The sequence below is a fragment of the Enterococcus sp. AZ048 genome, assembly GCF_051715125.1.
GTDB classification, from domain to species: domain Bacteria; phylum Bacillota; class Bacilli; order Lactobacillales; family Enterococcaceae; genus Enterococcus_A; species Enterococcus_A gilvus.
Genome location: NZ_JBIOTD010000001.1, coordinates 2,371,284 through 2,385,216 on the forward strand (window position 1 = coordinate 2,371,284; position 13,933 = coordinate 2,385,216).

General features: G+C 44.3%; 11 protein-coding genes and 1 other annotated feature (1 of these 12 running past the window's edge). Of the genes, 2 read left to right on the forward strand and 9 right to left on the reverse strand.

From position 1 onward, the window contains the following. Positions 1 to 15: 15 nt before the first annotated feature. The 3 genes from spx to IGI66_RS11635 form a co-directional block, all read right to left on the reverse strand. Entirely contained in the window at positions 16 to 441 is a 426-nt protein-coding gene (spx, locus tag IGI66_RS11625) for a transcriptional regulator Spx (protein WP_010779735.1), read from the reverse strand. A gap of 683 nt (positions 442 to 1,124) precedes the next feature. Further along, on the reverse strand, positions 1,125 to 2,342 hold the full coding sequence (locus tag IGI66_RS11630; RefSeq protein WP_438849088.1) for a 3D domain-containing protein: 1,218 nt from the start codon (positions 2,340 to 2,342) through the stop codon (positions 1,125 to 1,127). 194 nt (positions 2,343 to 2,536) lie between these two features. Further along, complete coding sequence (locus IGI66_RS11635; RefSeq protein WP_438849089.1) at positions 2,537 to 3,322, reverse strand: putative ABC transporter permease; 786 nt, start codon at positions 3,320 to 3,322, stop codon at positions 2,537 to 2,539. A 340-nt stretch (positions 3,323 to 3,662) separates the two neighbouring features. Between IGI66_RS11635 and IGI66_RS11640 the strand changes: the two genes are divergently transcribed. Both IGI66_RS11640 and IGI66_RS11645 read left to right on the forward strand, forming a co-directional pair. After that, a complete protein-coding gene (locus tag IGI66_RS11640) occupies positions 3,663 to 5,387 on the forward strand; it encodes an ABC transporter ATP-binding protein (protein WP_438849090.1) in 1,725 nt (574 codons plus the stop codon). Next, positions 5,384 to 7,141 carry an ABC transporter ATP-binding protein gene (locus IGI66_RS11645; RefSeq protein ID WP_438849091.1) on the forward strand — a complete coding sequence of 586 codons (1,758 nt, stop codon included), beginning with the start codon at positions 5,384 to 5,386 and terminating at the stop codon, positions 7,139 to 7,141. The genes IGI66_RS11640 and IGI66_RS11645 overlap by 4 nt, the downstream gene beginning before the upstream one ends. Before the next feature lie 130 nt (positions 7,142 to 7,271). On the opposite strand, the gene IGI66_RS11650 is transcribed toward IGI66_RS11645, so the two are convergent. The 6 genes from IGI66_RS11650 to IGI66_RS11675 form a co-directional block, all read right to left on the reverse strand. Continuing rightward, positions 7,272 to 8,486: an MFS transporter gene (locus tag IGI66_RS11650; protein ID WP_438849092.1), complete on the reverse strand. Its 1,215-nt coding sequence runs from the start codon at positions 8,484 to 8,486 to the stop codon at positions 7,272 to 7,274. Between the two features lie 112 nt (positions 8,487 to 8,598). Continuing rightward, on the reverse strand, positions 8,599 to 9,768 hold the full coding sequence (locus tag IGI66_RS11655) for a glycoside hydrolase family 3 protein (protein WP_438849093.1): 1,170 nt from the start codon (positions 9,766 to 9,768) through the stop codon (positions 8,599 to 8,601). 170 nt (positions 9,769 to 9,938) lie between these two features. After that, positions 9,939 to 10,652 carry a helix-turn-helix domain-containing protein gene (locus IGI66_RS11660; RefSeq protein ID WP_010779728.1) on the reverse strand — a complete coding sequence of 238 codons (714 nt, stop codon included), beginning with the start codon at positions 10,650 to 10,652 and terminating at the stop codon, positions 9,939 to 9,941. A 171-nt stretch (positions 10,653 to 10,823) separates the two neighbouring features. Beyond that, positions 10,824 to 11,435, reverse strand: coding sequence for a hypothetical protein (locus IGI66_RS11665; protein WP_086303275.1), 612 nt, complete (start codon positions 11,433 to 11,435; stop codon positions 10,824 to 10,826). A 104-nt stretch (positions 11,436 to 11,539) separates the two neighbouring features. Next, on the reverse strand, positions 11,540 to 12,481 hold the full coding sequence (gene trhO / locus IGI66_RS11670) for an oxygen-dependent tRNA uridine(34) hydroxylase TrhO (protein ID WP_086303274.1): 942 nt from the start codon (positions 12,479 to 12,481) through the stop codon (positions 11,540 to 11,542). 210 nt (positions 12,482 to 12,691) lie between these two features. Continuing rightward, complete coding sequence (locus IGI66_RS11675; RefSeq protein WP_438849094.1) at positions 12,692 to 13,798, reverse strand: 5-methyltetrahydropteroyltriglutamate--homocysteine S-methyltransferase; 1,107 nt, start codon at positions 13,796 to 13,798, stop codon at positions 12,692 to 12,694. Positions 13,799 to 13,850: 52 nt separating this feature from the next. Continuing rightward, positions 13,851 to 13,933, reverse strand: a binding site (T-box leader); it runs 164 nt beyond the window's last position.

Consider the following 13,933-nt stretch of genomic DNA (forward strand, 5'->3'; position numbering starts at 1 on the left):
ATCTATGATTATGTCTTATACAAGACTTTCTTTCTGCAAATCCATATAAAGCAAAATCTTAGCCATTTTCTTTGAAGTGATTCTGCGAATGTCTCGTGGAATGAATTGATGGATTTCATCTTCATTGTACCCAACTTGAAATTTGGTTTCATCAAATAACAACGGACGTCTTAATAAGCTTGGATGTTTTTCAATAATCTCCACTACCTCACTCAACGGCAACTCATCAAAATCAAGGTCTAATTTCTCATAAACTTTGGAGCGTGTCGAAATAATTTCATCTGTTCCAGTTTCGGTCAATGCTAGAATTTCTGTGATCTCCTCAGTGGTTAACGGCTCTGACATAATATTTCTTTCCTCAAAATCCAACCCATTTTCTATAAGCCATGCTTTGGCTTTTCTACATGAAGTACAGCTTGCTGAAGTATACAATTTAATCATTTTACATACACCTTTCCGCTTAATCATTTTTTTAAAGTAACACGAGTTATTCTACACAGATAACGATACAGTATTTTTTGGTGTCTGTTAACCAATTAAAATTTCAAAGTGTCAAAAAAAGACATTTAGACGTCTTCGTTTGTCTCTTTTTATAACTTAAAATGATACTTGGTCTAATGAAGGGGTGTCTGCTAAACGATAATCATTCTAAGACACCAAGCGGTTTTCGTCTTTATCGTATCGATAGTTCCATAACAAGTCTCTCATTTCCCGGAAACAACTACTCAATAATTTCTATAATCCAGTAAAAGTTGATTGTTGTAAATAAAGTCCCATTTTTTATTATTAATAGCAGAAAAACAAATAGTTAATGTATCTTCATAAATGATATTCAGGTAGAGCAATTGATAATCATTCTGTTTATTCACAATAAAAACGCAAACTTCATAAAAATGATTCTCTATCGTCCCTCACCGTTTAGTTTAAAAAGGAGTAAAGAAAGACTATTTAAACAAATTAGTTGAAATTCACCAATTCCCTTTTTAGCGACCTTTTCGAGGGGCCGAAAATGTTTTATTGTCTCTTCCCATACGATTCCACTAACCTGCTAAAGCAGGAAGTGGAACTCGCAAAAGAACCGCTTGAAATCTTTTGATTTCAAGCGGTTCTTGTTTGTTGATTGATTAGCTGATGACTGTCACGGTTACTGAGCGGCGGCCCCATTGGATGCATTGTTCTACGGTCGGGAAATGGCAATCGATGATGTTCCCTTTGATTGCGCCACCTGTATCTCCAGCGATCGCAATGCCGTAGCCGGATACTTCTACCATTGAGCCTAAAGGAATGACGCTTGGATCAACGGCAACGACTTGCGGGTTTTGACGTAAGTCGATCCCCATCGCTGTAAAGAAGGTGTTGACGGATTCAGCACATGAATATCCCGTTGATTCCATTTGCATCGTGCGGCCGGATGTTGTCGGCGTACTTGGTGCGGCTGGTTTTGCGGGTTCTTGTTTTGGTTGTTCACTTGTTTGTGTCGTTGATACTTGTGCACTTGATGCAGGCGCAGAGGCTTTTGAAGCTTCCGTTGATGCTTGGGCTGCTTTTGTAGCAGCTTCTGCCTTCGCTTTTTCCTGTGCCTGAGCAGCTGCGGCTTGGGCATTTTTCTCCGCTTTTTCTGTTTCGGCGGATTTTGCAGCGGCAACTTCTTTGGCTTCTTTTTCTGCTTTTTCTTTTTGAGCTTTTTCAGCCGCTTGACGTGCTTTTTCTACTTCTTTATCTTGGCTGATTTTCTCTAAGCTGGTCTTATTATCGGCTAACTCTTGTTTTAAGTAGGCCATTTTATCGTCTAGCTTCGTTGTTTCCGATTCAAGACTCTGGCTGTCTTTTTTTAATTGGGCTTGTGTTTTTTCTTGTGTTGTTTTTAATTCTGACAGCGTGTCTTTGGCTTCGCCCAAACTGGCGACTTTTGTTTTTTCCGCGTTTTGGATCACGGACATCGCAAATGCACGGTTCAAGAATTCGCCAAGGTCTTTTGATTCTAGTAAGGCGCTGATTGAACGATCGGTCATTCCGCTCACTTGCGCGGCCTTCATTCGTTCAGCAATGGCTTCTTTCCGCTGCTCGATCTTTTTCTCCGTTTCAACGATCTCAGATTTTGTCTTTTCTAGTGTTGCTTCATTCTGACTGATCTTTGTACGGATATCGTTTACTTCCTGGTATTTCTCATTTACATCGCTCAGGGCGATCTGTAATTCTCCACTGATTTTGTCGCTTTGACGAGCGATCGCGGATTCTTTTTGGTCTAATTCATTCAGTGACTCTGCCTGTGCAAAGACTGGTAAAAGTACGTTAGCACCCAACAATAGCGTGGCGACGAACCCAAACGTTTTCTTTCTCACTTAAAAAGTCCACCTTTCTATTTACCCTTCGTCATTATACGAAATAATCGGCGACTTTTTATGTCAACGATATTACATTTCATTACAAAATGACCCATGTTTTAGTAACATTTGGTTTATTTTGATTAAAAAGTCAAAAAAAGTTTGGCCCCTCAAGGATCGAAAGGACAAACTTCTGTCATATTTTTGTAACATTATTTTTTCCGCAGCTCTTTAGATAACTGACGGATCTCTGTTAACGGACTCTTTAGTTCCTTGGATTTCATATTAGGGAAGCTGTTTAAAAAGCGGCGTTCCTGAAAATTCAACTTCGGCAACTGTCTGCGCCACTCCGGCTGTTCTTTGATTTCTGACAACCACTGGCGGTTTTGCAGGCGTCCCTCTGCTGCGACTTTCAAATCTCCGATATCTGTACGGAGCTGCTCTTTTTTGTCTTGGATCGTCACACTCATCTTCGTCATCGCTTGTCGCAGTGATGCTAAGTTGGCAAGGGTGAAGCCTAAGTCAAAGCTCGTGAGCATCAACAAGAGCATCGGTAAAAACATGCCAAACCGTTGCTGCCAGCCAAATACTACCTGCATCAAATACGGATTCAGAATCCGCACGATGAAAACACAGGCCAATCCCCAAAAAATCGATACTGGAACTGCTACACGACCATTGATATTCAATGGGACTTCTTTATAATCCCACAAGGTTAAATGAAAAATTTTTTCTAAAAGGAAGCTTGTGAGGTATTCCAATGCGGTGACCAAAACCAGCGCCAAGAAAAACAGTAATACGATATTTTTCTGATAGGGTTCGATCAGGTAAAGGACCCCTACGACCCCAAAGCCATAGATGGGCGTGATCGGCCCCAGCAGGAATCCTCGATACATGAAATGTTTGGCTTTGATCGAACAGTAGACCGTCTCCCACAGCCAACCGATAAAGGAATAGCAAAAAAATAATAGCACGACGATTGTAAAGATTTGTTCCATTTTTCCCCTCCATTCTGTGAAGGCCCCGCAAGAGCAGCCCTTCTTGTTCAGATTCTGTCAGTTTATTTGCACACCGTAAAATGACAGCTTTTTTATTAAGAACTAGTTCCAATTATTCCATGGATGAAAAGAAATTGCCAGTTTCACGAGAAAGAAGCCACCGTTGTTTTCATAGTCGGTCTGTCATTATTTGAGAAGGCTCTGAGATCAACGGCCTTATTATGGAAGAAGTCCGTTGTTTCATAGAGTATATTTGTCGGAGTTGTTTGACAAATACGTTACAATGGAAGGGATCCTATTTTCGATAATGATCTACTATATATATATTGGAGGAAGTCATATGTTTCAGCTTTTACGTTACGCCAAAGATTATCGCAAACAGATCATCCTTGGCCCATTTTTCAAATTCTTAGAAGCCGTCTTCGAACTGATCCTGCCTCTATTCATGGCTCGATTGGTAGATGAAGGGATCGCCCAGAGAGACCAGGGCAAAGTGATCGAGATGGCGGTCGCGATGTTGGGCCTCTCCATCGTCGGATTGCTCTGTGCACTGATTTGTCAGTACTATGCGTCGATCGCGTCTCAAGGCTTTGGGACTGTTCTGCGGAATCGACTGATGGAAAAGATCAACAGCTTTTCCCATAATGAATTGAACCGTTTTGGTACAGACACATTGATCACTCGTATGACGAATGACATCAACCAAATGCAAGGGGCCTTAGCGATGCTGATTCGTTTGGTCGTCCGTGCACCCTTTTTAAGTATTGGGTCCGTCATCATGTCTTTTTATATTGATTGGCAGATGGGGATCATTTTCTTGATCCTATTGCCGTTGTTTTGTTTGATTCTTTTTTTGATCATTCATTACTCTGTGCCGCTGTATAAAGTCATCCAGCAGAAGCTGGATCAGCTGAACCAGCTAGTGACACAAAATTTAAGTGGTGTGCGTGTGATTCGGGCATTTGCTCGTACGAAAACAGAAACGGATCACTTTAATGAAGAAACAGAAGATATTTCGCGGCTGAATCAACGGGTCGCAAACATCTCTGCCCTTCTTTCTCCTAGCACGACCTTGATCATGAACGCCGGCGTGGTGGCTTTGCTTTATTTTGGCGGCTTCAAAGTCAATGTTGGAAACTTGGAGCAAGGGCAAGTCTTGGCGCTGATCAACTATATGAACCAAATGCTTTTAGCGTTGATCGTTGTTTCTAACTTGGTGGTTTTATTCACACGTGCTGCGGCTTCAGCAGCTCGATTGAACGAAGTTTTCGCAACAGAAACGACCTTAGAGGATACCGGTACGATCGCACAGCCTGATGAACAAGCACCATTGATCGACTTTCAAGCAGTGGATTTCCGTTATACCGAAAAGTCTGGGCTCGCGTTGCAGGACATTACCTTCACGTTGCAGGAAAATAAAATTTTGGGGATCACCGGGGCGACGGGCAGCGGGAAATCTACATTGATCAGCTTGATTCCACGCTTCTATGATGCCTCAAAGGGCACTGTTCGTTTTGCCGGCAGCGATGTAAAAGACTGGCATTTGAATAACTTGCGTTCTGAAATCGCACTTGTTCCGCAAACAGCCGTCTTATTCAGCGGTACGATCCGCGAGAATCTCCAATGGGGAAAAGCCGACGCGACGGATGAGGAGTGTTGGCAGGCATTAGCCACGGCACAAGCCAGCGAATTTGTTGAGACGCTGCCTAAAGGATTGGATACTCCCATCTTAGAAAACGGGAAAAACTTCTCCGGCGGTCAGCGCCAACGTTTGACGATCGCTCGTGCACTGATCCGCAAACCGAAATTATTGATCCTGGATGATTCTCTTTCTGCTTTGGATTACCAAACAGACTTGGATCTGCGTCAAGCGTTGAAACGTGATTTGGATTGCGGCGTGATCATTATTTCCCAACGCCTGCGTTCGATCCAAGATGCAGAAACGATCTTGTTGATGGACAATGGCAAAATCGCGGCGCAAGGACCGCACGAATCCTTATTGCGGGAATCGAAACTTTACCAAGAACTGGTACAATCCCAAGAGGAAGGAGGGCTTGCAGAATGATCAAGAAGAAGAATTTTTTCCACTCCTTAAAATTATTCGTGCCTTACCTTGCAGCGTATCCAAAAGAACTGATCGCTGCGATCATCCTGGGAATCGCCAGCGGGGTCACCTCCGTCCTGATGACTTATTATATCGGGGTCGCTGTCGATCAAATGGTGGATCAAGGCGCCGTTGATTTTACCCGGCTTTTTCACATTCTGCAGTTGTTTGTCGGAATCTTTTTAGTGACGGTCGTCAGCCAGTATTTCATTCAACGTCTAGGAAATACGGTTGCCTTTGATTCTGTCGCGAAATTGCGGGAAGAAACCTTTACTCATTTGAATAAATTACCTTTGAGTTATTATGACCAAAGCTCTCAAGGGGATATCGTCAGCCGCTTTACGAATGACATGGACAATATCTCTACAGCGATCTCGGCTGTCTTCAACCAAGTATTCTCCGGCATGACCGTCGTCTTGGTTGCGCTAGTCTTTATGTTTTATCTTAGCCCTATTTTGGCACTGGTGGTATTGGTAGCGACACCGATCATCTTCTTGATCACCTATATCGTCGCTCGCACCTCTCAGAAATATTTCACCAGCCAACAAAAACTAGTCGGATCGATTTCTGGATTTATCACAGAGATGGTGGGAAATCAGAAAATCGTGAAGGCATTCCAACGTGAAGACCAAAATCAGACGAATTTTGAAGCGTTAAATCAAGAGCTCTACGTTCGTGGACAAAAAGCACAGTTCGCTTCTTCCTTGACCAACCCTTCCTCACGCTTCGTGGATCATTTGGCGTACCTGATGGTCGGACTTGTCGGAGGATTATTGGCACTGAGAGCAGGAAGCAATGTAACGATCGGGATCATCTCCAGCTTTACGATCTACTCGAGTCAGTTTACAAAACCCTTCATTGAGCTTTCTGGGATCACGATCCAGATCCAAACGGCGATCGCTGGTTTGGACCGGTCGTTTGAATTGCTGAAGGAACCGATCGAGCAAGTGGACGATGCCGATGCACGCACACTCTCAGGCGCAAATGGCAATGTGATTTTTGATCATGTGGATTTTGCCTATCAAAAGGACCAACCGCTGATCGAAGACTTTAATCTGACGGTAGAACCGGGTGAAACCATCGCCATCGTCGGAAAGACCGGTGCCGGGAAATCGACACTCGTGAATCTTTTGATGCGTTTTTACGAAGTAGACAAAGGAAGAATCCTGATCGACGGGACAGATATTCGTCACTTTACACGGGACAGTCTGCGCCAACAATTCGGAATGGTCTTGCAGGAAACATGGTTGATGGACAGCAGCCTGCGGGCAAACCTGCGCTATGGCCGCAAATCAGCGACGGATGAAGAAATCTATGCCGCGTTGAAGGACGCGTATATGTATGACTTCGTAATGCGCCTCCCAGATAAACTGGATACTATCGTCGGGGAAGCAGGCATCAAACTTTCAGACGGGCAACGGCAGCTATTAACGATCGCTCGAACCATGATCAGCCATCCATCCATGCTGATCCTTGATGAAGCCACTAGTTCTGTCGATACATTAACGGAACAGAAAATTCAAAATGCCTTTCTTGCCATGATGAAAGATCATACCAGCTTCGTGATCGCTCACCGGCTGTCAACGATTCAAAACGCGGATCAGATCCTCGTCTTGGATCATGGACACATTCTTGAAGTCGGCAGTCATCAAGAACTATTGGCGAAAGACGGCTTCTATAAGAAATTGTATGAAGCACAGTTTTCAAAAAGCTAATACCTATAAAAACACCTCGAAGGAGCACGTTGCTGTTGCTCCTTCGAGGTGTTTTTTTGCTATTTTATTCCCTGTCTCATTCTGAGACAGTAAAAAAGGGAAGATGAAGGCTCATCTTCCCTTTTTCTAGTTAATGTTTTAGTTTTGCCCGACGATAGACGGTCAGAGACAAAAGACTGAAAATCAGAACGAGGATTCCTGAGATCAAAAACCATTTCGCGATCCCCATTTTTTCTGATAAAGGACCCGCCAGCAATAAGCCGATCGGCATCGCCCCGGACATCACACTTCCAAAAAGTGAGAAGACGCGTCCAAGTTTTTCAGGAGCGACCGTTTCCTGCAAGTAGGAGGTGAAGGGAATGTTGTAGAGATTTCCAACGGCACCCATCAGCATACAGAAAAAGACGAACATCCAATAGCCGGTCACGTTTGCCGGCGCCAATCCGCTGCCGATAAATGTGATCGCCAGCCCGACATTCGACAATTGCGCGATCACTAATTTTTCACGCCACTCTTTCTTCAGACCGATCAAAAAGGCACTGACCATCATGCCCACCGCATAACAAAATTCCACCACGCTCGCATAGCCTGCGGACAAATCAAAGTGAACATTCGTCATCAAGGGAAATAAGATCCCTAAAGGCAAGTAAAAAATCATGACGAAAAATGAGAAGAACATGACCACCATCAACGGTGGATTTTCTTTAAACACATTGAGTCCATCCTTCAATTCCTTCAAATAATGATGCATGCTTTCTTCCGTTCGCGGAATCGTCGGAACCTCTACGATCCACAAAGTCAGACAGGCAACGACCGCGCCGATCAGATCCGTCAATAGGATCAGCCACAACGGCATCGCAGCAAACATCATCGCTCCCAAAACAGGTCCCAGCATGAAGGCCCCCGACTGTAGAAACTGGTTCCAGCTATTCGCTTTGACCAGCTCCTCCTCCGGCACTAACAGAGGCACGATGGCTTGGATGGAGGGCGTGTGGAAGACATTTGCTAAAGACCGCAGGAACAACGCGGCGATCACGACTAGATAGCCGGGGTTGCCGAACAGAAACCAAAGGGACAATCCCATCGCCACCAGCCCCATGAACAAATCGGCAAAAATCACTACATACTTTCGCTTCAGCCGATCTAGCCAGACTCCGACGAATGGCCCCAAGAACATTTGCGGCAAATACGAAGACAGACCCGCGACAGATAGCATGATCGCCGATTTCGATTCATTCGTCAGCCACCAGATCAAGGCGAATTGAACGGCGGAACTTCCGATCAGAGAAACCGTTTGTCCAGATAAAATCGTTAAATAGTTTTTTCTCCATTGTTGTTTTTCCATAATAGCTCCTTTGTTTGCCGTTTGAACAAACAAGAAGTTCGTCAAACGTTGATTATTTGGCGATTCGATTATTTCTCAAACGCATGGATGCGCACATCGCAATTCCTCCTTTTTAGTTGAGCAGTCCTAATTCCGCTTTCCATGTCAGCAGACGCTTCACGGATTGGTCTAATTCTTTCTCACTGTATGTCCCTTTTTTGATTGCTTCCAAAATATACGGGATCTGTGTACTGTAACTGGATGACAAAATCATATCATTGCCTGCCTGCAGCGCTTGAAGCCCCGCTTCCTCCTGCGAGATAAAGTCCGCCAAACCCGCCATATCCATATCATCTGTCATGATGACCCCTGTAAAGCCCAGCTCATTGCGGATGACATCGTGGACAGGTTTGGAGATCGACGCAGGTCGGTTGCCGTCGATGGCTTTTACTATGTTGTGGGAAACCATGATGCTGTCGGCTCCGGCTTTGATCCCTGCTTCAAAGGGCAGAAAATCATTTTTTCGCAAATCCTCCATTGAACGGTCATCCGTGACGATCTCCACATGAGAGTCACGATTGTTCCCATACCCGGGAAAATGCTTCAAGGTCGAACCGATTTTTTGTTTCTTCATTTCTTCGACGCTTATCTTCACATAATGACTCGTTCCTGCGGCATCCATGCCGATCGTCCGATCATAAATAAACGATTGCGGGTCAGTCGATACGTCTGCATCGGGAAACATGCCTAGCTGGATGCCTAGTTCGCGAAACACTTGTGCTTTGCGATCACTATCTTTTATGATACCATCCCAGCCCTCTTTTTGGTATAACGCTTGCGGGCTTTCAAAAGCTGGCGAGACGATTTGGTTGCGGCTCAAACGGCTGACGCTTCCGCCCTCTTCGTCCGAACCAATAAATAGCGGCACCTTGCTGGACTCTTGGTAGCTTTCGATCGTTTGTTTGATGTCGCTTTGTCCTTTGCCTTGCATGTCGCGATCAAATAATAGATAGCCGCCTAAATGAAATTTTTGGATATCTGCCACTTGGTTCTCCTCAGGCACACGTGCCATGAAAAGCTGTCCGACTTTTTCTTCCAACGTCATATCAGCCATTGTTTTTTCCACTTTTTTCTCCATTTTATCTTTCATCGTTGCTTTTTCGGTCGTCTTTGTTGTCGTTTCAGTTGTTTGTGTGGATTTGTTTGTTGACGCGGTGGACTGTTCCTTCGTTCCATTGCCGCACGCAGTGAAAAGAAATGCCGCGGACACCATCATCAAACCAATCAAAAAAATTTTTTTCACGGTTCTTGCTCCTTCTAATCGGTTCCTAAATTGTTATTTTGTCATTCGTTAAAACCCGTAGCCTCAACGTACAGTACATTCTAGCATAGCTTGTGAAATTTGAGCACCAATTCAAATTGGCCTAAAAAAATGCTGAGAAAAAGCAGGATCACTTTTCCTCAGCATGGCGTTTATTTGTTGTGGACTGCGATATCTTTTCGTACGCGATACCCTTTGCCCCAAATGGTTTGGATGATCTCTTGATCGACTTCCAGCATTTCCAACTTCAATTTGATGTTTTTGACTAATGAAGAAAGTTGGGCTAGTCGAGATTGTGACACGTTGCCCCACAAGGTCATACATAACTCATCGCGTGAGACGATCTCGCCTGGGCAGCTGCGTAATTTCTCAAGCACCTGCAGCTCAAGCGATGACAGATTGATCAATGTCATTGCTGAGATTCCTTGCTCGCCTTCACTTGCATCAGGGCCATCACATTTTTCGGCTGCAGCAGGTTCAAACGCTTTGCCGTGATACTGAGCAGCGACCTCTGCTAACTGTTCCCGCAGTATTTCGATCGACTCGCTGTTTTGGACCGCGCCGCTTACGCCAAGCTTGTAAAGAGCAGCGCGCTCTTCCTCACTGATCGCATGATCCACTTCCCGTAGAATGCTATGATCCTGTTCTGTCAGATTCGGCAGCATCAGCTCCATCTCGTAGCTTGAAATGGTCTCACCAATGACGATGATCGGGAAATAATGCACCAGATCAGACACTCGTCCTTCTATTTGAATCTCATTCAAAATACTAGTGGAACAAAAGACTTCGTAATTTAAATGTTGTAATTTATTGATTATTATTTCTTCTGCTAAAATATTCTTTGTCAAAACTAAAACTCGTACCATTTATTTAACCTCATTTTCTACTCAATTATGACTATGAATAGAATATAACTTAAATCTAAGGAAATAAAAGCTCTTTTTTTAGATGATACAAATTAAAATTATGAACATTCTACATTTTTTCTTTTTTTTTAATTTGGAATAAAGAAAAAAAACCGTGAGTATTCTCACGGCTTAAGCGACGACCTTGTTCAATTTCTTTTCCTGTTTGACCGCCTTCTCAAAGATCGGTAAGTTGAATTGCTTGTACAGCGCGCCTGCAACGAAGTAGGCGATGTTGAAATCGACTAGGCTGTGGACCAATCCGCCGACCCCCATCAAGACAAAGACCGTGTACAGATACCCTTGTGAATAAAAGGTATCCGGCATATTTCCCATAAAGTAAAAGGCGGATACAACGAGCATCTCTGCCGCCGCATGGATCACCCCGATGATCAGGTTAAATAATTGGAAACGGCCATTTGCCAAGGTAAATTTCCCATTTTTCAATACAAGCTCGGGATGCTTTTGTAAATAGCTCGCCCCGATAAATGCAAAGATCAGATGGGAGAGCGCCCGCAGTGCGATGATCGGAGTGGTGGAGATAAAGAAGCCGAACGCGGTTCCTAAAACGACCGCCACCGCAACAAAGGGTGAAAAGAACATCGCGATAAAGACCGGAACATGACTGGCCAAAGTGAATGATGCCGGGCCTATTACGATCTTGGGCATGATCATAGGGATCAAGATCCCCATACCGATCAGCAAGGCTGAAATCGTCATATGTTTAACAGAATGAGTTTTCATTGTATCCTCCTATACGTGTCAAGACACTTAATTCGTACTTTAGTGTAGTCCAAATACGATCAGGTGTCAAGACAGTAGCGGTGAGAATTTTTTGAAAAGTTTCACTATTTTTCGATCAGTGCCACGCGTGCATCCCGTTCTTCTGGGGTGATGTGGTGTTTTTTTAGATAGCGGTTGTCTGATTTTTTAGCACACGCAATCGAACATGCCCCTAAATATTTTTCTTCGTTTTCTTCAGAAACCAACATTTGGCGATTGCATTCTGGGTTGCTGCAGTTGATGTAGCGTTCACACGGGGTCCCATCGAACCATTCTTTCCCGATGACCTTCTTGTCGACCTGATTGATCTCGACACTGATTCGTTCATCAAAGACATACATTTTTCCGTCCCAAAGCTCCCCTTGTGTGGCTTCGTCTTTCCCATAAGCCGCGATGCCGCCATGAAGCTGTGCAACATCTTCAAAGCCTTCCCGCAACAACCAGCCGGAGAATTTCTCACAGCGAATGCCTCCGGTACAATAGGTGACGATTTTTTTATCCATAAACTGTTCCTTGTTCTCACGAATCCATTCTGGCAGCTCACGGAAATTATGGATCTCTGGACGGATCGCTCCACGAAAATGTCCTAAGTCGTATTCATAATCATTGCGGGCATCTATGACGACGGTATCCTCCGCTAACAATGCCTCACGAAAGGCTTGAGGTTCCAAGTAATTTCCAGTCATTTGACGTGGATCAATGTCCTCTTCTAAATTCAGTGCAACGAGTTCTGTCCGTGGACGAACAAAAAGCTTTTTGAAGGCGTGCCCTTCGCTTTCGTCGCTTTTAAAATATGTGTCCTTGAATCGTTCATCCGCCAGCATGGCTGCCATGTACTGCTCGGTCGCTTCTTTTGTTCCAGAGAGCGTGCCGTTGATCCCTTCTGGTGCAACAAGAATGCGCCCCTTGATGTCGAGTGCGCGACAAAAGGCGAGATGTTCCTTGGCAAATGCTTCAGGGTCTTCGATTGTTGTGTAATTATAGTAAAGTAATACGCGATAATCCATGATGATTCCTCCTGTTTCTGTATCCTTTACTACTATAGGAGATGAAAAGTGTTTTTTCTAACTTGATGCTTGTGGAATACTTTACAAATTCAGCGGTCGGCTTAAAAAACAAAAAAAACACCTGCGAGAAAGACGCGCAGGTGTTGCTTTTTGATTTTTTGAAGATTTTTTAATGAACGTTAGTCCCTGTCCTGTTTTGCAGGTCACTGGTTACTTCTCTGTCCAGACTTCTTTTGCTGTCTCGATCACTAATTGTAATTTTGCCCACTGATCTTCTTCCGTAACCTTATTTCCTTCTTGCGTTGACGAAAAGCCGCATTGCGGGCTTAAGCAAAGCTGTGTCAAAGGAACATACTGTGTCGCTTCTTTGATCCGTGCTTTTAAAACGTCCTTGTCTTCTAATTTCGGTGTTTTCGTAGTAACTAAACCTAAAACGATCCGCTGCTCTCGAATATTTTTCAAGGGTTCAAAGCTGCCGGAGCGCTCATCATCGAACTCCAAGAAAAAGCCGTCGAATGCGGTGATGGCTAATAATCGTTCAGCGATTTTATCGTAAGAGCCGTTGTACAGCCAATGGGACTGGAAATTTCCTTTGCAGAAATGAAAAGTGATCGCTAAGTCAGCGGGTTTAGCCGCCAAAACAGCCTCGGTAATATCGCCGAACTCTTGGATCAAGTCATCGGGGTCGTACCCGTTGTTGGCGATCAGACCGCGGAAACGTTCATCGAATAACCCGCCCCAGCTCGTATCATCCAGTTGCAGATACCGACAGCCAGCATCATAAAATGCTTGGATCGCTGCTTGATAGGTCGTGATCAAATCTTGAATGAAGGCCGCTTTATCCTCATAGACAGGATTTTCATGATACTGCTTTGATAAAATAAACGAATCGAGGTAGATCATATTCGGTCCAGGAATGGTTTGTTTCGCGGTCACCTCTCCAGCCTGCTCCTTTGTAAATTTAAAATGACTTAAAAAGGGATGCGCCGAGTCAAAGGAAAGCGGACCGCTGACATACGTCCCTTGCGCCTCTGTAGTCACGCCAAAAGCTGTTGTTTCAAAATCATACACCGTGATCCCCTTCAAACCGGCGATAAAATCCAAATGCCACCAGCGACGACGAAACTCCCCATCTGTCACTGCCTGCAACCCAAGCTCTTTTTGTTTTTGGATCACTTTGATGATCTCTTCATCCTCGACTTTCGTCAATGCCTCCTTCGTGATCGTTCCTTGTTTGAATGCTTCCCGCGCGTCCTTCAATCTTGCAGGGCGCAATAAACTGCCCACCTGATCAAAACGAAATGGAATAGTGCTCATAAAATCCTCTCCTTTTCAAATAAAATAAAAACCCTTAGATAGCATGATGCTATCTAAGGGCATAGTTGATATACGTTACCACCTTTGATTTGCAGCGACCTCACAGTCGGCTGCCTCGACAAGTACCCCATGTTT